The sequence below is a fragment of the Ruegeria sp. C8 genome (assembly GCF_056537565.1).
The window spans coordinates 152,766-172,400 of sequence record NZ_JBQFRV010000010.1 but is presented as its reverse complement, the minus strand read 5'-3'; the positions used below and the strand labels follow the sequence as shown (position 1 = coordinate 172,400).

Here is a 19,635-nt window from a genome sequence, read left to right as displayed (position 1 = left end):
ACGCCTGAACGATCAGTTCGTGGCATTTCGCGGAAAGGGATTGATTTGACCGTTTTGCCAGCTCTGAAAGCTGGCAATGTTCTGAAGGCGTCAGGAACGTCACCACACGTTCGGATCGGGCATCCCCCTTCGGTAGCCGAGGGCGGCCCATTATCGTATCGCTTGAAGACTCCGGCTTCACTTGACATTCCACCTATCGAATTCGTTACATTACCGGTAAACTGTCAGGATCTGGGGGTGGACCACATCAAGAATTCGCCAAATATGCGAAACGCGGCGCCGTCCGGTTGGGGCGGAGCGTCACCGGCGATGGCCCTATCTCTTGATCATCCAAACAGAATCGGAGAGCTCACGCCTTGGGAGATCGACTTTCGGCAGCTCGATCCCGGTCGGTTGTCCACAGCGATAACCGTGCGTTCAGGACAGGCTGTTTCTGCCCTCAACATCTCGATGAACCAGCGCGTCCACCAGCGTGGTGTTTCGCCGGACGGATGGAAGACATTTGGTATCCCCATGCGCGGCTCAATCGAAAAATGGCAGGCCAAAGACGTCACGGACAGCGCCTTTCTAGTCTTCGGTGATCGGGATGGCTTTGACGGCATCACGACCGCAGGATTTTCGGGAAGTGTTGTTTCATTTAAAACCGAAAGGCTGGAAAAGCTGGCCAAAAGATGCGGATTTCATCTGGCGGGCGACGAACCGGAAGCCCGCAAACTGGGCACCACAGCAGGGTTGGCCAGCATGGCACGAATTCAGAGGGCTGTCGTCCGATTGCTGAACGACGCGACTGCCAACTGGTCTCAGGACACTGAAGAGGCGCTTATGCTTGAGGCCCTCAAGATCCTGACCGACACGGACGCGCATTTTGACAAAAGCCAGGCCGAAACCAGACGGCGCGCCCTGAGCCGTGCAATTGATCTGATGCTTGCCAATCTGGAGGACCCGATCTCGATCGAGGAAATCTGCAAGGAGTGCGCGGCCTCGTGGCGCACATTGGACCGCGCCTTCAAGGAACAGTTCGGCCTTGGCCCGAAGTCGTATTACATGCGGCTTCGGCTGAACCGGGTTCGCGAGGACCTGCTGAACAGATCCTTCGATGGCTCAATAGCGGATGCTGCCAACCGCCGCGGGTTTTGGCATATGGGTCAGTTTGCGAAAGACTATCGACTTTTTTTCGGTGAGCTGCCTTCGGAAACTAAATGAGGTGCCAGCTGGAGGGGGCATCAATTGCATTGATCATACCTGTAGTCCCCGTATTCCAGCCAGTTTGCCGAGCCTTCGCTAAAAATCAGAAACTCGGATCTGTCTTCCCCAAGCAGGGCAACGACAAATCCTGCCGGCGGCTCATAGTCTCCGAAGTAACTGTAGGCAGTCATGGCTCTGATCGACTCGCCGTTGACCGTTACTCGCGCGTCCCATTCTCCCTCCGGGTTGTCCAAAATTACGGGTTCGATGACTCGCTCTACCGCTCCGCCACCACAATAGACGATACCTTCTGGGGGTTCGTAGGAGGCCCCCTTGCTAGCACCTGAATCGCAGGCGGAACGAAGGGAACGAATTGCCGCGCTGGAACCTTTCAAGTCAAAGATTCCGTAGCTGACATCTTGATCGATCATCGACAGATTAACTGAAGCATTGGCCGCAAGTTGGTCCAGTACAAAACCATAATCCTCCTGACTATTGAAACTGACCTCGACAGGATAATTGTCGACGATCTGCAAGGCAGCGTTTTCGGCGCCAACCTGAAATGCGCCAACTTCGGTGGTGCCGTTCTTCAAAAATCGAATGGAGAGCCCCTGCTTTTCCACAATGTCCTGGCTGTCCTCATATCCGGCCGGAGCAAAGCGGATACGATTACACTGAAGTTCCAGCGTCATGTTTCCGGTTTGAATAAAAGCATTAGGGTTAGGCCCGGAGTTGAACGACCACTCCGCTGATGCTGTGGTCGCCATTGCCATCATCAGTGTTCCAATGGAAATCGTTTTGAAACTCATTTTCTCTCTCCATGGTGTTGTGGTTCGTACTGTCATTCAGCCAGGGTTTCCGGCCCGTTACCCGGGCGAAAAAGTTAGGAAACAGGTGCGCCGTATTCGTTTGCGCCTTCTTGGGAAGGTCGCGTCAGCCACCAGATCATCAGGATAGACAGAACCAATTGAAGAATTGAGACAACAACAATACCGGTAACGCCCAGGACGGCCGCAGGTCCTCGCAATGCATCGGGATTTTCGGTCCCTTGCTCCAATACCGAAAAGAACGCCACCCCACCCAGCAAAACAAAAAGCGTTGTAATGCTGAGCGCAATCGGCAGTAGCAAGTACCAGCCAGGTCGTCCTGTATCATGCAACCTCCGCCAACCGGCGGCCAGCATTGGTATGAAAACGGCCAGTTGGAAAACAGAGGACAGAACCCGAGATCCCTGCCCCGTTTCGGGGTCGGTCCCGAATAGGATCGTGTCCAGCACAGCCAAAGCAGCACTCACGAGCACCACAAACAAGAAGAACCACCAGTATTCTGAGCGTATAGCCCGACCGGAGAACTGGAAGTATTTCGAGAAACACGTTTTGACGGCTTCACCAAATCCCATTTTTCAATCCTTTCTTCGTTTCTGCGCGGCCTCAGAACGCCTCGCGGACCCAAAAGCACACCTTCGCCCTTCTGGGTTTTCCCGCCTTCTATTTTTGTTTGAACGCCAAAAACCTATCTTTCAAGAAGGTAGCGAAATTTACGCGCGGAAAAAATGTTGATTTATGAAAAATAAGATTCAAACATGCGAATTCGACTAAGCTTTATTTGACCCCCGTTGTTATCGGCCCCGGCAATCAACTCAATATCGTTCTGCCGACCAATCCGTTGGCGACAAGGTTTTGGGAAAGGTGGGCACCGGATCGAGCTGTACTCAATTGGCTGAATAGAAGCGGGCGCTTCAAAAAGGAGTGTCCAAATTCATTAAGTTCGAAGGACCCTGATGGAGAAGAAAATGACCAAAAAGACAGTGATGATTGCAGGCACAACTTTGTTTGCATTGCTTGCGGCATGTGACGAAACGAGCACGTCGGGCGCATCTGCCGAACCCACACCTGCTCAGCAGGCATGTTTGCGAGATGTGGCCAAAACCACGAACAATTCGCAAGTCGTTGTTCTCTCGTCCGCGTTTAGCGAAGCTGGAACACAAGTCACTGTCGGTGTTGGTGAGGATCGCGCTCCTTGGAATTGTATTGCTTACACCGATGGCGCGACGGCTGGTATCGAGTTCCTGGGCGACGAAGGCGCATTGTAGTCTGCTCGCCGTGTATCTCGAAAGCACCAGTCGTGATCAAATTTGAATACCGGTAAGCTCAAACATTCTAACCTCGTAATAGGATTGGGCTTTAACTTGCTCAATCATGCTAAGGTTGTGGAAAATGCCCGTATCACACTCGGTTGTATTTGCGATCATCTGCACTTTTGTGGCCATTGTATCAGTCCCAAAATACAGCTTGGCCCAAACCTGGGACATAGCATCTCAGCACTCTGTCAGCGGCGTAACGGTGTATGATACGGATGAGCTGTTAACGTTTGCAGGTCAGTTGGCCTTTGATCGGTCGGGGCGCATCACAGCGGCGGATGTCGCATCAACGATAACGCAGATCTACCGAGAGGACGGTTACTTCTTGGCTGAAGCCTGGCCTGGTCCCGATGGGCAGAGCATTGTTGTTGATGAAGGGCGTATTCAAACCATCGAAATTGAAGGTGTAGATACGCGCACGTTCCAAACCTTGGAAAAGATCTTTCGCCCCCTCACCACCGCATATCCCATAACTCTCAAACGATTTGAGCGGGCCGTTATGTTGGCCGAGGACATACCCGACTTGGACGTGTCGACCGAACTTGATTACCCGGATCAAGCTGGTGCTCGGCTGAGGGTATTGGGAGAGCCTTTGCGCAAACAAGCCGGCAGCGCGACACTCGACAACCCTCCGCGTGAGCTTGGAGAAGCGCTCAGCTTCTATATCGTACAAGAATTTTATTCGACGCTGACCGTCGGGGATTTGCTTCGATTTGAGGGGTCAGGCAACTACAATTGGGACAAAGACGACGAACACTCATTGTGGGGCGCTGTTACCTATCGCACGCCGCTGAACAGCAATGGTCTGTACGGTGAGATTTTCTACGGAAACATAAACGCAAAACGTGACCTCTCGGGTGATTTTGCAAGAACAGATGTTGATGGCGAGAACTTCACCGTCGCGTTGGGTTACCCCGTGATCCGCGATGTGGCCCGCTATGGTTATCTTCTGCTGGATTATCGCCTTTCCGAAGCGGACTCAGTCAGTGGCGGCGTTCCATTGTCCAGTGACGCGAGTGTCGTTGGCCTCACATATCTTTACGGGCAAAACTATCCAAAAGGACAAGCTCTGGAAGCGGGGCTAACCTTGTCTTTTGGTGATAATGACAACGACACGACAGACGCGAATTTTGACGACGGAGATTCTTCGTTCTGGCATCTGCGGGCCGGCATCGGGTACGAAAGCCCGCTTACGAGCTTGTCGCCCAACACAGCTTGGCGCACTGAGATTTGGGGGCAGTACACCACCGACCGGCTGCCCTCGGTCGAGGAGTACTTCCTTGGTGATCGTTATGCTTTGCGTGGATATCGGTTTGACGAAGTGGATGGTGATTCCGGGATTTCCGCGGTTTTCGAAGTGTCTCACTCCTATTTTCCAAGTTCCCAAAGCATTCATCGCTTAACGCCTTTTGTCTTTTTCGACGTGGGTTATATCTCGAACAATGACCCTGCGAGTTTTGAAGTCGACAATACTACACTGGCCTCGACAGGTCTGGGTTTGGACATTGAGTTTAAGCAAAACCTATTCCTGTCCGGATATGTCGGTGTCCCTTTGAGAGACGGTCCGTTGACTGACTCTGGTGATCCTGGCGCGTATCTTGCTCTGACAACAAGTTGGTGAGGATGTTATGAAACGGAACCACATTGTTTTACTTTCCGCAGCTTGTTTGGTCGCGGAGCTGGCCGCCACGCAGGTCGTCGCCCGCGGCAATCATTACGGGTGGTGCCGTGGCGTAGGGAACCCACACCAATCGAGCCAAGGATGCGGGCAGGCCGGCGGGCAAGGGGCAGGCAATCAAATTTCCGGTCCAACGCAGCCGGTGGCAAATCAGTTGCCACCTCAGGGAACGCCGCAAACGCCCACCTCCGTTGCTGTGCCGGTCCTTGCGCCGGGCGCGGTCCCGAATGCAATTCCCGGTCGGGTTCCTGTCGCGACGCCAATAGCGATTCCCGGTCAAGTTCCAACGCCGATCGTAGCGCCGACGCTCGCTCCGCCCTTGGTGCCAAATCCAACACCAAACCAGGTTCCGACAGCCGTTCCCAATCAGGTTCCGCCATTGGCTAATGTGCCGCCGCAAGTTCCGACTGCGACTCCTTATCAAGTTCCGATAGCTGTCCCTGGTCAGGTTCCGCCTCAACCTAATGTGCCGCCCCTTGTGCCAACAGCGACACCCAACCAAATACCTGTCGCCGTTCCTGGTCAGATCCCGCCTCAGCCTACCGGTCAAACTGCTGTGCCACAGCTTGTCCCAACCGCGACTCCTAATCAGGTTCCCATTGCGGTTCCTGGCCAGGTTCCACAGTTGACGCCAAGACCCACGGCAACTCATGTAGCCGTCCCAGGACATCAGAATCCACAAGGTGTCGTGACAATCATGCGCCCAAGGCCAAGGCCAACAACCGGTACTGCTCAGCAACCTGGCGCAACACAAGTGACCCACCATTTAACCCATCAAAGCAATTCAAAGAAACACGATCACGTCGCAGCAACACCAGGACGGCATGACCCGCACGACCTACCAAGATTCCGCAACGCGGCGGCCAAGGAAAACTGGGAATGCGTTGCCAGCGGATTTGGACAGCGTCGTTATGATGCTGGGCGAGGCGTTTTGTTGAACAGCGGGGCGTTGCGGCATCTCGGAAACGTGGACGCCATGGCACGCGATGTACCAGCGCGGCATCCAAAACACTCTGGCTGCATTATTTCGGTCAAACGAAAGCAGCGTTGACCCGGTTTGGTGGGTTTTAGTGCGCTTGTAGCACTTGGCGCATCTTTAAGGTCATGTAGGTGCGGGCACAACGCTGCGCCTCTGAAACTGATTGCATTCAGACAATAAAGGAGTCCGCGCTTTTGCCCGGAGATACGGAAACTGAGATTCCAGGGAATTCGTTTCCGGCCATTGCCTTGGCGCATCCGTTCTCTGCGTCACTACCAACGGGCACAGCTGGATGATCTGCGGCGACCATCACATTGGTCACGCCACGACAGCCACGCTGACGGATCATGCGATCAACCTGCCCATGCACAGCAAAGGCATCCGCGACGACACGCTGAACGGTTCCTGGAGTGCTTGGGTACCGGAACGCATTGTCTGCATCACACTGTCCAGATCCCTCGGGAATTGCCGCGACCGGGCTTTTGCGCTGTTGTGAAAAAGCGGGCAAGCGACCGCGACTGAATGAACAGGCCCGTGACCGCAATCGTCCTCTCTGGCGCGCGCCGTGCACCAGATCATGGCCCATCGGTTGTGCAGACGGTCTTTCTGGAAGTTACCCTCAAAACGCTCTGGCTCAAAGAGCTTGGTCAGATGCGCGAGCGGGTCGCCCTGGTACGCCAATGGATTGCGGTTACCAAATGCTCCGAATTTGGCGCTGACCAGCTTCCATTTTTTCGAAGCAATTCGGCATGTTTTCCCTCTCCCCCTAACAGAAGCGCGAGAAGCCGCTCCGACACGTGATCACGGCATCCATGTTGTTAAAGACGGTCGCGTAAAAGTTGCTCTGATAGGGAGCGGATGACATCACGAATCTGATCGGAGCGGTTTTTGAACCAGCGCTCCGCTGCGCTGCAGATTTCACAAAGCGGTCGTGCGGCAAGCCCTGCCCTATGCCCCTTCTTCATAGCGCTTTCGTTCTGCATCCGTTGCATCGCGCCACTCCGCGCGGAGTAGGTCCATTCGCCGAGGAATGCTGTCTTCGAGGACCTCCGCCTCAATGATCCGCTCTGTCCGAAAGTAGCGAAAGCCTTCTCGCATCTCGCACCATGCAGCTATGATGCGGCTGGTGTCTCGGTAACCCAGCAGTATGGGCCATATCACACGACGTGACTTTTGGCCTGAGTGGTCTGAATATTTCAATGCTATCTTTTTGCGGCACCGAATGGCCAGACGAATGGCCGCCGCGCCGAGCACTTCATCCGGCTGTGTGACGGGCGCGACGCTGACCGCCGGCTGAAGGAATGACGTCCGGTACTTGTCAGGAGCAACAGCTTCCAGCTTGGTGATCAGCTTCTCAGCCGCCAGCGCAAGTTCGGGTTCGCCTCGGGTCTGGACCCACAGCACACCAAGCGTAACGGCCTCGATCTCATCCGGGGTCAGCATCAGCGGTGGCATATGAAAGCCGGGCTCCAACACATAGCCGACCCCGGCCTCGCCATTGATTGGCACGCCCTGCCCAATCAGCGCAGCAATATCACGATACACCGTGCGCTTGGTCACGCTCAGTTCTTCACCAATAGACTGGGCTGAGATCGGGCCTTTGGCACGTCTCAGAATCTCTATGACTTCAAATAATCTATCGCCACGCCTCATGTGATCTCCTTCCTATGAAGCAGATCATACTGACACCATGCTGACAACACGCTGTCAGCATAGGCGCGGTAAAAGCAGGAAAGGCATCAACTAAGGAGATCAGAATATGAGACGATTCATTGCCCTAACCCTCGCCGCTGTTCTGCCATCAGCGCTCGCAGCGAAGTCGTCCGAGCAGCAAGGAACTGCGCCGATCATGGCTATGGGTGCCTATGTGCCGACTGACAACATGGACGAATCGGAGGCCTTCTACCGCGCCCTGTTCGACAGAGAACCGACAATTGGGCTACCAGAATTCGTGGCGTTCGACGTGGCTGGTGGCTGGTTCGCGATCGTGTCACGGGATAAGTACGCACCTGGTGCCGAGGCAGGTTCGGGCGCGGTTCCCTACCTGCAATCCGCCGATCTGGAAGTCTTGCACGCCCGTGCCATTGCCGCCGGCGTGGCCGCGCCAAAGATCATCGAAGAGCCGGGCATCCACCTGCTCAAGATCATCGACCCGAACGGTCAGCTGATCGAGTTCTTCAAACTGACAGTCAAGTGACGCACTCAACACTCCGCACTTTCTCAACGGAGATCGCACCATGCAAATGAACTACTTCGTCGTCGGTACCAACGACATGGCCGCCGCAACGCACTTTTATGACCAGCTTTTTGGTCGAACGGGTATGGAGCGTGTCTCGCCCACTGACAGAATGGCATACTGGCTCGGACCTGGCTTTGCCTTTGCAGTCGCCATCCCGTTCGACGAAAACCCTGCCACCAATGGAAACGGAACCATGGTCGGCTTCAGTGTCGGGTCGGCTGAAGAGGTCGAAAGGCTGTATGTATTGGCCATCGAGCTTGGCGGCACGAGCGAAGGCGAACCGAACCAACGGGGACCGCGTTTCTCGGCCTACGTCAGGGATCTGGACAGCAACAAGATTTGCCTCTCCGCCTGAGGACAGGTCGCAAGTGCAGTTTCCGATTGAAAGGAGAAGGTTTTTAAGCTTGTTCTTTTGGGCGCGAATGGGCGGAGAGGTAAGCTTGTCCTCGATGCTGCGCTCGCAAAGGATTTAGTCGTCACAGCGATCAATCGTTCTGCAGACAAGGCACGCGATCTCAAAAAAGACTGCACGTGGAGGTCGGTGATCCCTGTAACCCTGTGTTCCTCGCATCAGTGTTTCGCGAACATGGCGCCGTTGCTTCGACCTTGGGCAGCCGGCTGCCTTCGAAAGGCGCGACATCGGTGTATTAACGATCTGCGGTCGCCATCGTAGAAGCTGCGTCTCGGGTTAGCCGTTTGACCCGTAAGGCCAGACTATGTTTAGAATTAAGATTGCCACAAATAGGGTGACAAGCTTAAGCACTGTTGCTTTTCGTTTCGGCATGTTCGCAAAAAGTGGCGTCTGTTCGAGACCCCAGAGGACAGCAAAGCAGATTGCTACGGTGACAATCATATGTGGAATATCAAGGCTCACAGCGTCCCTTTCAAATAACTGAAATGATGTCTACAGGCGTCGTTTTATACGACGGCAAAGCAACGTTAGGATTACAAGATTGAGCGCCGGAGCCAGACTCGCAAGCCATAGGCGCCAAGTCTCCGGAAAACCATCTGTCAAGAGAACCCATGGCAATCCCATGGGCAGCAGGAAGATACCGGACAAAGGGTCTCTCTGCTGACCAAAAAGCCCGAAGGTGCCGACCAAAAACAGCGCAAGTGCCATGAGGTACAAAACCCCTAAGGTTCGAACAACCCAACGACAGGCGGTTGCCGATCCTGACACTGCTTAGTCCTTTCCGTATGTGTAAGTGAGATTCTCCGGGTGCCGATGTCAGATTAGTTGCACGCCGGATAGTTCGCGCGATCCGCTTCCGATACATCCACGGGGCATTCGGTGTTCCGGTTTACTTCGGAAATATCCGCTTCCGTGGTGAAGGATTGCTCTTCTGCACATCCTGCCAAAACGACGAACAGTGTTGCGGCTGCAAGCGTGTATTTCATGGAACTTCCTTTCAATCAGACAAAGTGTTCAGCCACGACCTAGAGCATTAGCAATCTACGGCGGGCAGCATAGTGACATCCGAATAACGGCCATCGGCAGTCGCGATGCGTGCGCAGGCACCCGTGCTGCGGTTAAACCAGAAGGCAGTTAGACCGTCTGTCCGGATCAACTCATAGCCGAGGTTTTGTATGCCCATCTCGGCCTGACCGGCCCGCGCACCTTCAAATGCGGAAAGATCGGTGGAGCTTCCCACGGACGGTTGGTCAGTTGAAGGTGCCGTGGGGCTTGAAGTCTCCACGCAACCCGCCAATGCGCAGAGTGTCGCAAATGCACAAACCAGCATAAACGATTTCTTATTGGATTCTCCAATTTGATGCGGAAACTCTTCCGCATTCATGTCATTCGATGCCAAAGATCACGTTGTAGGACTGTGCACCGTTCGAAGTGTTGTAGACTTCGATCACGTGATCTCCCGACTGCCAGAGCTGCCCACGATACTCTTGCGCCGCGCCCGTTTCATCGAGCAGAACAGACCCGTCCGGATTATAGATCACATAAGTCATTCCGGGTCCGTTCGCGGCGAGACGGAAATAAAGGAACTGACCGTCGCGCGCACCCAGGATATACCGCCGGCTCTCTTGTGGCAGGAGAGAGCCGGTCAGCTCCGCACCGGAAGTGCCACTTGCGAACTGCACGCGCTCCGTGCTTGGCGCGCCTGTGCCAGAAGAGCCCGCCATCGCACCACCGCCGTCATCTGCGGCTTGTGCAACGCTCAATTCGGCAACCTGACCATCGTTTGAGACAAGGCATCGCCAGATTGTTTCGCCTCTATCTTGCAACATGACAAGCGAGTTTGCTTCGGAAAACTCGGTGGAGAGCACCGCGCCACCTTGTCCGTCTGGCCCTCCGACTTCTCGCAATTGGTCGATACAGCCGTCAATTGCTTCCTGCCCAACATCCGCGGCGGCCGCGAGCGTTGGCAAAGCAAAAATACATACAGTCAAAAACGTCAATCGCATTATTAAAAACTCCCAATGGAACCACGGAGAACTTTAATTACTAAAGCAATGCAAACTGTCGCACGCAATAATAATGTAAACACCGCTCCGGGCTCAAATCAGCTGACCAAATCACAAGTCACTCAGCGAATTTTGCGAGTGTTCGTTAGTGTTGTGAGTGTCAAAAACGGTCGTTTTGGGCCCGCTTCCCGGGAGAAGGCTTTCTTGCGCAGTGCAACATTCGGCAAAGTGGGCTCACAACAGACTTCAGAGGCAGCGCAGCATCTGTAGTGGTGTGTCGGGTTGGCTCATCTTGTGCGGCGCAAAGCTGCCCTACATTGCTGAGTCTGTATGCCGCGTCGCGGCCCATCAAAGAAGACACTCACTGCGCTAATGTGGCCTAGCGCTGCGCGCACTCGCACATCGCGGTCACAGGTCTCTTCAAAAACAATTCATCGAATACGTGCAGCTAATTGGCAAGTTGCGCAATTCCAGAAGGCTGGGGCAAGAACCGACCTAGTCGGTTGGTCTGAATGTAAAGATATTCTGCAGCTATTCATTCAAGGTCATCCCGTTTTGATTGCGTATTCTTGATTAGTGATGCGTATCCCAGCATGATCCAAAGATGACGGTCGAAATTGAAAAGTGGTTGAAAGATCTCGAACTGAGCCAGTACGCAGATGTTTTTGCGGCAAATGATATCGATGCGCGTGTTTTGCCACTTCTGTCAGACGACGACTTAAAAGAGCTCGGGCTAAGCCTTGGTCACCGCAAGATCATCCTCGCCGCAGTGCAAGAGCTAGGCGGCCAGCAACGCGCAACTTCATCGCCGCAAGCATCTCGTGAACACCCGCCGGGAAACGTAAACGCGCCTATCTCAAACCATTCACAAAGTGACGATCCGCTCAAAAGTAAGCATAGTGAGCCGGCCACTGCAGAGAAGCGCCACGTAACCGTTTTGTTTGCCGATCTCGTCGGCTCGACGGAACTCACCAATCGTTTCGACCCCGAAGATATGCGGGACTTACTACAGAACTACCAAGACGCCGTTGCGGGCGCCGTAAGTCGATATGGTGGCTATGTTGCAAAATACTTGGGCGACGGTCTTCTCGTGTTTTTTGGCTGGCCGAGGGCCTACGAAGATCACGCAATTCGGGCGATCAAAGCCGGTCTTGAGGCCGTTCATCGCGTCAGCGAACTCAAAACCCCGGACGGAGAGCGCTTGTCAGTAAGGCTGGGCATTGCGAGTGGTGATGTCGTTGTCGGCGATAATATCGGTGAAAACACATATGAAGAAGGGGCCATGACGGGCCCAGTTGTCAATCTTGCGGCGCGAATTCAAGAATTTGCGGAACCAAACTCGGTCGTGTTGTCGGCAGAAGAAACCGAGACCGCTTTGCATCGGATTTTTGAATACAAATCTCTTGGCAAGAAAGAGCTAAAGGGTTTTGCTGAGCCTCGGACTCTACTGAAAGTGGTGTCGGAACGCAGTGCGGAAAGCCGGTTCCGAGCCGCACATCGCGATGAAGTCGACAGTGTTATGATCGGCCGGGACTACGAAAAGGGTATTCTGCTGCAATCATGGCAACGTGCCCAGAATGGTCATGGAGAGGTTGTGTTGCTGTCCGGTGAAGCCGGGATTGGGAAATCGCGACTTACAGAGGAATTCCTCGCAGATATCACCGCGAACGACCAGGCAGATATCATAAGGCTGAATTGTTCTCCTTATCTCAGCAGTAGCCCCTTTCATCCGGTTGCCCAACGGATATCCCAGGACGCAGGTGTCGAACCGGACTTCGATGACAATTTGATCCTTGAACATGTCAGGAAGATGCTGGAAAGACGGCCGGGACTGGACTGGGAACAAGTTCTACCTGTCTTCGCAGCTTTGGTTGCACCTCGTAGTGCGCTGGCCCAAAAGGTGCTCGAGATGTCGCCGCAGGAGCAGCGCGACATAACAATCCAAACTTTGATTCACACAGTGCAGGTGCGATCAGACGTGTGCCCGGTTGTTCTGTGTGTAGAAGATGCGCATTGGATCGATCCTTCCACACAAGCCTTGTTGGAGCGCTTTAAGTCGATTTCCAGCGACCTTCCTCTGATGATCCTGATTACCCACAGGCCTGGGTGGGAATTGGCCCGCGACGATGGGGACACGCACGTTCAGTCACTAGTACTGCGCCGGTTCGATTCTGCGCATGTTTCACACCTCGTCGCAAACATCACAGGCAAGAAACCGGACGGTACCTTGATTGTTAAAATCATTGAAAAGACTGACGGTGTACCTTTGTTCGTGGAGGAATTGACGCGAACGATTGTGGAGGCTGGTGAGCAAGGGCAAATCCACATACCCTCGTCTTTGAAAGGCGCGTTGATGGCGCGTCTTGATGCGGTTTCGCCTAAGGCAAAACAGGTTGCGCTTACAGGGTCTGTTATTGGCAGAGAGTTTGAGCCGAGCATATTGAATGCGGCGATGCGTCTTGCAGAATCTGATATCGACAAATGCCTCGAAGAACTTTCGCGAACAGGCATAGTCTTCGAAAGCGGTCACAATCGCGGGCACTTTGTATTCCGTCATGCCCTTATCCGCGATACCGCCTATCAGTCCATGCTTAGCTCAACTCGAAAACAACAGCACGCGGATGTTGCGCGTGCGTTGATACAGACAAGGTCAGCCGAAATCGCGCGTCGTCCCGAACTGGTCGCCCGCCACCTTTCAGAAGCTGAGGATTGGAGGGCCGCGTTCGAAAAATGGCAGATTGCGACAGAAATGGCGTTGGCACGATCTGCCAGCCAAGAGGCGATGACGAACGCCAGAGAAACGCTGCAAGCTGCTGAAAAACTTGGCTCAGATTCCAAAACAGAATTGATCAAAGGTAAGATCCTTGTTGGCCGCAGCCATGACAGCCTGGGCCAATTGCCTGAAGGGATAGCAGTTCTGAAAGACGCCTCCAACGCGGCGCTGGCAGTGCACGATGTGGAATTGGCTGCTGACGCGGCCAACCATTTCGCCGACTCATGCATGATGTCCAGCGAAAGGCACAATGAAGCAATCGATCTCTGCGACAATGCATTAAAAGACTTGCCCGATGCCGATGAAGTCCGTCGGTGCAGACTGATGAGCCAACTTGCACGCGCCCACATGTTCGTCGGTCAGTTCTCCGAAGGTGCGCGTTTCGGCCAGCAGTCCATGGAGTTGGCCGCAAAACTGGGAGACTATAAATCCCAGTTCTCAGTAATGATGATGCATTTTGGGGCTCCATTCGTTGCGCGTAAGGGAAGAGAAGCCCATCATTGGCGTGAAAATCTGGAGGCCATGCACGGTGTGGCAGAGCATCTTGGTAGTATCGATCAAGGTCGAGACCGAACTCTGAGCTTGTTTGTAGGCGCCGAGATGGCCGACCGTGAATTGATGGACCATTCTCTGGGTTTGCTGACAGAGATTTCGGAAAAGGACAATCATCTGCAGCTCTATTGGGTTCAGAAACACGCACGCGCCATGGTTGCAATTATGGATGGCGATTTTGAGCAAGCCGAGAACCACGCCACCGAGGCTGTGAAAATTGGTCGAAAGACCCATGGGGAACATGTTGAGGGCGTCTTTGGAGTTCAGATGTTCACGATCCGCCGCGAGCAAAACCGACTGCACGAAGTTGCGCCTGTGATTAAGAAACTGATGACAGACAGCCCCGAAGACATTTCATGGAAGCCCGGTTTTGGTCTTATCGCTGCAGAACTTGGGTACAAAGAACCTGCCGAACGAATACTGAACGAAATGGCTGCCAATGGCTTCGATCTTCCACCCGACGCCATGTATTCAACGACATTGTCCTATTTGGCCGACATATGTGTCGCCATTGAGCATCAGGAACACGCCAAGACGCTCTATGAAATGCTTGCTCCTTACGAAGACCTTACGATCACCGCTGGGGCCACTACAGTCTGCACTGGCGCAGCTGCCCGACGCCTTGGAAGTCTGAGTAAGGTTCTGAAGGACTGGGATGCCGCTGAGAAGATGTTCGAGAAGGCCATAGAAATTGACACGCGCATGAAATGCCCCCCTTGGGTCGCGCACAGCAAGGCGGCATATGCAACTGCATTAAGGCGACGCGGGCGCCAGAATGATGTGGAACAGGCGTTTCAACTGGAAGGGGAAGCGTTGGCAATTTCACAGAAATTGAGTATGGTTTCCCTCAGATCAAAGCTCGAAGGAGTAGCGAGTTAAGGTAATTAATCTGGTTTGGGGGACTTTATGCCAAGGTACATAATTGAAAGAAATTTCGCTGAGCAGCTCAACGTCACAGACGATGACAAAATTCACATAAAAGAGATCAATGACGAAGTCGGCGTCGAGTGGATTTTTTCGTTTCTAAGTGCAGACAAGCGCAAAACGTACTGCTTGTACGAAGCCCCGGATGAGGAAAGCCTGAGAAGGGCGGCCGAACGCCTGAACATTCCCGCCGATGTCATAACGCCTGTGGATCGGATTGATCCGGCAATTTTCGCCTGATCAGCATCGTATTTTACTAATTCAATGAAACGCCGTCGCGAGACAACGCGACGGAAATATCAATTACTTGAGGCAACCCTGCAAGAAGCCCGACCTGACAATAGGGAGGCCAATGCATGTTTGACCTAAAAACACTTGATGGTAGTACGGCAACTGTAAACCAAGGCGCTTTAGACGCTCTTGATTTATCGCTTCGCGGCGGAGTCTACCATAAGGGCACTGCGGAATACGAAGATGCTAGGACCACGTGGAATAGCATGTTCGAACGTTACCCCGGTTTCGTGATCCGCGCCTTGGGTGCAAGCGATGTGCAGAAGGCCGTGAACTTCGTGCGCGACAATGGCCTCATAATGTCCATTCGGTCAGGTGGGCATCAGATAGCGGGACATGCAGTCGCAGATGAAACGGTCATGCTCGATCTGTCCCAGATGCGGTCGGTTCACGTCGACCCTGTCAGCAAAACTGCTCGGGTTGCGCCCGGAGCACTGCTAGGAGATGTGGATCGCGAAACTCAGGCACATGCACTTGCCGTTCCCGTTGGCATCAATTCGACTACGGGCATCGCAGGTCTCACGCTTGGCGGCGGCTTTGGATGGACCACTCGGAAATTTGGTATGACGATCGACAATTTGCTCTCAGCGGAAGTCGTGACCGCGGACGGAACCATAGTAACGGCCTCTCCCAAAAGCCACTCTGAACTTTTCTGGGCCATCCGAGGAGGCGGTGGAAACTTTGGTGTGGTGACTTCCTTCGAGTTTCAACTGCATGAGTTAGGGCCCGAGGTCCTGTCTGGCCTCATTGTTCATCCGATAGTAAAGGCGCCAGAACTATTGGCCGAATTCGCCACCATTGCAGACAATTCCCCGGAGGAACTGACCGTCTGGAGCGTGATGCGGAAAGCGCCTCCTCTACCCTTTCTGCCAGCTGAGTGGCATGGACGAGAGGTGTTGATCTTTGCTGCCTGCTATAGCGGGTCCATGGACGAAGGTGAAAAAGCTATTGCGGCACTACGCGCGCTTGGCGAACCAATTGCCGACGTGATCTCTCCCCACAAGTTTGTAGACTGGCAGGCCGCTTTTGACCCGCTTCTAACACCAGGTGCTAGGAACTATTGGAAGAGCCATGATTTAGATGAACTTTCTTCGGACGCCATCTCAAGTTTACTGAAAGCGATTGCAAATCTTCCTGACCCGGCGTGCGAAGTTTTTATTGCCCATGTGGGCGGAGCGATGGCGCGCGTCGACGCCGGTTCAACGGCCTATCCCCAAAGATCTGCTCACTTCATCATGAATGTTCACACGCGTTGGGAGGATCCCGGCAAGGATGCCGAGTGTATTGATTGGGCGCGAAAACTTTACGTCCAGATGCAACCGCACGCGAGCGGAAGTGCGTATGTCAACTTCATGCCAGAAGACGAAGCAGACCACATGGCCGGGGCATATGGCGATAACGGTGGCAAGCTTTCTAGGATCAAGGGCACATATGACCCGGCCAATTTGTTCAGGGTAAACCACAATATCTTGCCCGCGTGATAGAATTCAAAACCGCATAAACTGGTCCAGATTGATGTTGAGCGTTGCGCCTTAACATCACGTGGCTATTCTCGTTGACGAATTGTCAGGTCAAGTGAAGCATCCAGTGGACAATCGAACTAGTGACCCCGCTCGTACCTGGTTGCGGATTCCGTCAATACGATCTTTAAATTCAAATCGTGTAAGCGTTATTTCTAAATCAAAGTTGCAGTTTGATTAGCAGAATTCAGCCTCAAAAAAATGGATGCAAGGCGACTAGCAACTATTTGGGACTAGTTCGCCGATCTTCTTGCCGAGCATCAAGACCACTATTTGGTACAGTCTTGTTACAGGAACAGAAACCTCGATCAGCATTGGCACCGAGATGATCAGGCCCGTTCCTCCACCGTTTTCTTAAAGGCCGACGGCGACATCCCAGACCATTTTCGGAAGGCCCTCGAAAACGCGGTGGAGTCTGCGTAACCAAGCCGCAGTGCGGTCTCACCAACGGACTTCCCAACCGGACCCAGCAGCTTCCTTGCTTCTTCCAGTTTGACACCAGATATGACCTGAGATGCTGATAGCCCATAAGTGGCCAGCCGATTGTTCAAAGTCTCCCGGTGGAAACCGCATAGGCGCGCCAGTTCGTCTACACCAAATCCCTGCTCGCCAAGATGAATCCGGATCAGGCCCTGAAGCCCGGCTAAGAAATCTTGAGGCGCATGCTGATCGAGGTTAGCGCTTGTCAGGTCTGACGGGTTTGCCAATGTTTCCGTGAGCAACTTATGGCTCAGCCAGGGTGAGGGAAACCGGATCGAAAAACCCTGTGGGCCGCACTTGATGGCTTGAACACCATGAAAGTGCTTAGGTAGCACGTCAGGTTCGCTTACCCGTAAATTGATTTGGCTTGGGTCCCACCTGAAATCCAGAACTCGGTGCAGTAGTGATATCCAAATGCTCGCCAGAAATGCGTCGGTCTGTCCGGGCGAAACCGAAATGTTGAAATTCCGCTTGGCACTGAAATAAGCATGCTCGCCTTCCACAAGCAGCGATTGCGTGACCGCATTGGATTCTTTCGAGACGGCTTGAGTGTATCGCGTAAAGAAGTCGCCTAGCGTCAACGCCTCGGCCAACATGTCACCAAGGGGCAGAAACCGAACAAGGTCAATTGATTGACCAACTTGCGCGCAGAAGTCCGGTGATGTTGCGTCAGCAGCGGCTTGATGGATTTTATAAATCGTCTCGTGTGGCAGGAAATTCTGGCGATCCATCACCTGAGCTTCACTCACGCCCAGAGGGTCCAGAACAAATGCCGGTTCAACACCGGCACCACGCAAAGCAGCGACCACGGGTGCAGCAACCGATGCCCGAACCAACGGCAAGGCCTTCTTGGTGTTTTGGTCAAATGCGTCCATGCCGACCTCAGATATCATGAAGGTAACGACAGAAAGACAGAAAACACACAAAAAGGCGCCAAAAGCATGCAGAATGCCAAATCAATTTGGCTAAGCCCGCCATACTGTCAGGCAAAATCCGGCAATCACTCTAAAATCATATTCAGAAACATATATCTGTAATTCGTATTTGGAGGGCCTCAATGACACCGAAATTCAAACACCTGGTGGCCACGGCAGCCTTTTCTGCAAGCCTGGCAATCGCGGGCCAAGGTTTGGCACAGGAAGAGAGCTTTCCAATCCTATTTACCAACGTGCACGTTTTTAACGGTGTCGATGAACAGCGACTTGAGAACGCAAACGTTCTGGTCGTGGACAACCTGATCGCAGAAGTATCGGCGGAACCACTGGCCGTCGCCAATGCCCAGATCATTGACGGTGGTGGTCGCACGCTGATGCCGGGCTTGATCGACGCACATGTGCATATGACCGTCACCGAACCGGTGGCTGACCTGCGCGATAACTTCGACTGGATGTACTGGGGTGCTGTTTCAACAATTGAAGCCGAAAAAATGCTTCTGCGAGGGTTCACAACAGTGCGGGATGCGGGCGGCCCCGCGATCGGCCTGCAAAAAGCGATTGATCGGGGTAAGGCTATTGGCCCGCGTATCTACGCCTCTGGGCCTGTGATCTCGCAAACCTCGGGGCATGGAGAACATCGCGTCTACACCGAGCCCCATCCCAATTTCATGGGGGCGCAACCATCCTTCTTTAACCAGCACCTGGAGTTTCTGGCCGACGGCGTGCCGGAAACACTGCGCGCGACCCGCGAAGCCCTGCGCCTTGGCGCTGTCCAGATCAAAGTTATGGCTGGCGGCGGCGTGTCCTCTTCAGTTGATCCTCTTCACACCGTTCAAGGTCTTCCGGAAGAGCTGGAAGCTTCTGTTCGGGCCGCTGCCGATTGGGGAACCTATGTGATGGTTCACGCCTATACGGACGAGTCCATTGTGCGGTCGATTGAGGCAGGTGTGATCAGCATTGAACATGGACAACTGATGACAGAAATCGGTGCGCAAGCGATCAAGGACGCGGATGCATGGATTGTTCCGTTCTACTCTCTTTTGGGGCTGGACGAACAAACCGTTATTTCCGCTCTCGGACCAGGGGCCGCTGAAAAGTTCCTCAGCGTGCAAGCGGGTGCACGAAATCAGATGCAGTTGATCAAAGATTTCGGGATCGAGAACGTGGCTTTCTCAACTGACATAATCGGCGACCCGGTGGCTCTGACCAAGCAAAACGATGAGTTCAAATACCGGCTGGAGGCGTGGACTTCACACGAAATCCTGCAACAGGCCACGTCAAAATCGGCCACACTTCTGGCACTTTCAGGAAAACTCAATCCCTACACAGCAGGCCCGCTGGGCGTGATCGAACAGGGTGCATACGCCGATCTGCTGCTAGTTGAAGGTAACCCGGTCGAGGATGCCGAGATCCTGGTCGACTACACCAACAACATCGACCTCATCATGAAAGATGGCGTGATCTACAAGAATACACTCGATTGAGTGTCGCGCGGGGTGAATTTACCTCGACATCCCGCGC

At 53.6% G+C, this 19,635-nt stretch carries 17 protein-coding genes; 10 read left to right on the top strand and 7 right to left on the bottom strand.

Features of this window, described 5'->3' with window-relative positions:
* The first annotated feature begins 309 nt into the window (after positions 1–309).
* Positions 310–1,203 carry a helix-turn-helix domain-containing protein gene (locus ACR0KL_RS14690; RefSeq protein ID WP_170679013.1) on the top strand — a complete coding sequence of 298 codons (894 nt, stop codon included), beginning with the start codon at positions 310–312 and terminating at the stop codon, positions 1,201–1,203.
* Between the two features lie 20 nt (positions 1,204–1,223).
* Here ACR0KL_RS14690 and ACR0KL_RS14685 read toward each other — a convergent pair whose 3' ends face one another.
* Together ACR0KL_RS14685 and ACR0KL_RS14680 are read right to left on the bottom strand one after the other, a co-directional pair.
* Complete coding sequence (locus tag ACR0KL_RS14685) at positions 1,224–1,994, bottom strand: hypothetical protein (protein ID WP_170679015.1); 771 nt, start codon at positions 1,992–1,994, stop codon at positions 1,224–1,226.
* A gap of 74 nt (positions 1,995–2,068) precedes the next feature.
* Positions 2,069–2,584, bottom strand: coding sequence for a DUF805 domain-containing protein (locus ACR0KL_RS14680; RefSeq protein ID WP_480777194.1), 516 nt, complete (start codon positions 2,582–2,584; stop codon positions 2,069–2,071).
* 393 nt (positions 2,585–2,977) lie between these two features.
* Between ACR0KL_RS14680 and ACR0KL_RS14675 the strand changes: the two genes are divergently transcribed.
* The 3 genes from ACR0KL_RS14675 (at position 2,978) to ACR0KL_RS14665 (ending at position 6,478) form a co-directional block, all read left to right on the top strand.
* Entirely contained in the window at positions 2,978–3,277 is a 300-nt protein-coding gene (locus tag ACR0KL_RS14675) for a hypothetical protein (RefSeq protein WP_170550033.1), read from the top strand.
* A gap of 250 nt (positions 3,278–3,527) precedes the next feature.
* The gene (locus ACR0KL_RS14670; protein ID WP_170679019.1) at positions 3,528–4,946 is read left to right on the top strand and encodes a ShlB/FhaC/HecB family hemolysin secretion/activation protein; all 1,419 of its coding nucleotides are present in this window, start codon (positions 3,528–3,530) and stop codon (positions 4,944–4,946) included.
* Between the two features lie 1,328 nt (positions 4,947–6,274).
* Complete coding sequence (locus tag ACR0KL_RS14665; protein WP_170679021.1) at positions 6,275–6,478, top strand: hypothetical protein; 204 nt, start codon at positions 6,275–6,277, stop codon at positions 6,476–6,478.
* A 452-nt stretch (positions 6,479–6,930) separates the two neighbouring features.
* Here the strand turns inward: ACR0KL_RS14665 and ACR0KL_RS14660 are convergent, their stop codons facing one another.
* Positions 6,931–7,635: a helix-turn-helix transcriptional regulator gene (locus tag ACR0KL_RS14660; protein ID WP_170679023.1), complete on the bottom strand. Its 705-nt coding sequence runs from the start codon at positions 7,633–7,635 to the stop codon at positions 6,931–6,933.
* A gap of 106 nt (positions 7,636–7,741) precedes the next feature.
* On the opposite strand from ACR0KL_RS14660, the gene ACR0KL_RS14655 reads away from it, so the two are divergent.
* Both ACR0KL_RS14655 and ACR0KL_RS14650 read left to right on the top strand, forming a co-directional pair.
* Positions 7,742–8,179: a VOC family protein gene (locus ACR0KL_RS14655; RefSeq protein ID WP_170679025.1), complete on the top strand. Its 438-nt coding sequence runs from the start codon at positions 7,742–7,744 to the stop codon at positions 8,177–8,179.
* Between the two features lie 40 nt (positions 8,180–8,219).
* Entirely contained in the window at positions 8,220–8,576 is a 357-nt protein-coding gene (locus ACR0KL_RS14650; protein WP_170679026.1) for a VOC family protein, read from the top strand.
* Positions 8,577–9,454: 878 nt separating this feature from the next.
* On the opposite strand, the gene ACR0KL_RS14645 is transcribed toward ACR0KL_RS14650, so the two are convergent.
* From ACR0KL_RS14645 to ACR0KL_RS14635, 3 genes are read right to left on the bottom strand one after another with little or no spacing between them, the layout of a single operon-like run.
* Positions 9,455–9,619: a hypothetical protein gene (locus tag ACR0KL_RS14645; RefSeq protein ID WP_170679028.1), complete on the bottom strand. Its 165-nt coding sequence runs from the start codon at positions 9,617–9,619 to the stop codon at positions 9,455–9,457.
* A 47-nt stretch (positions 9,620–9,666) separates the two neighbouring features.
* The gene (locus tag ACR0KL_RS14640) at positions 9,667–10,017 is read right to left on the bottom strand and encodes a hypothetical protein (RefSeq protein WP_480777193.1); all 351 of its coding nucleotides are present in this window, start codon (positions 10,015–10,017) and stop codon (positions 9,667–9,669) included.
* Position 10,018: 1 nt separating this feature from the next.
* Entirely contained in the window at positions 10,019–10,639 is a 621-nt protein-coding gene (locus ACR0KL_RS14635; protein ID WP_170679030.1) for a hypothetical protein, read from the bottom strand.
* Positions 10,640–11,243: 604 nt separating this feature from the next.
* Here ACR0KL_RS14635 and ACR0KL_RS14630 point away from each other — a divergent pair.
* From ACR0KL_RS14630 to ACR0KL_RS14620, 3 genes are all read left to right on the top strand, one after another.
* Complete coding sequence (locus ACR0KL_RS14630; protein WP_480777192.1) at positions 11,244–14,843, top strand: adenylate/guanylate cyclase domain-containing protein; 3,600 nt, start codon at positions 11,244–11,246, stop codon at positions 14,841–14,843.
* A 27-nt stretch (positions 14,844–14,870) separates the two neighbouring features.
* Positions 14,871–15,128, top strand: a complete 258-nt coding sequence (locus ACR0KL_RS14625) for a DUF4242 domain-containing protein (protein ID WP_170641725.1) — start codon at positions 14,871–14,873, stop codon at positions 15,126–15,128.
* 116 nt (positions 15,129–15,244) lie between these two features.
* On the top strand, positions 15,245–16,660 hold the full coding sequence (locus tag ACR0KL_RS14620) for an FAD-binding oxidoreductase (RefSeq protein WP_170679034.1): 1,416 nt from the start codon (positions 15,245–15,247) through the stop codon (positions 16,658–16,660).
* A gap of 368 nt (positions 16,661–17,028) precedes the next feature.
* Here the strand turns inward: ACR0KL_RS14620 and ACR0KL_RS14615 are convergent, their stop codons facing one another.
* Entirely contained in the window at positions 17,029–18,054 is a 1,026-nt protein-coding gene (locus ACR0KL_RS14615) for a helix-turn-helix domain-containing protein (RefSeq protein ID WP_170679036.1), read from the bottom strand.
* Between the two features lie 182 nt (positions 18,055–18,236).
* Between ACR0KL_RS14615 and ACR0KL_RS14610 the strand changes: the two genes are divergently transcribed.
* Complete coding sequence (locus tag ACR0KL_RS14610; protein ID WP_480777191.1) at positions 18,237–19,598, top strand: metal-dependent hydrolase family protein; 1,362 nt, start codon at positions 18,237–18,239, stop codon at positions 19,596–19,598.
* Positions 19,599–19,635 lie beyond the last annotated feature (37 nt).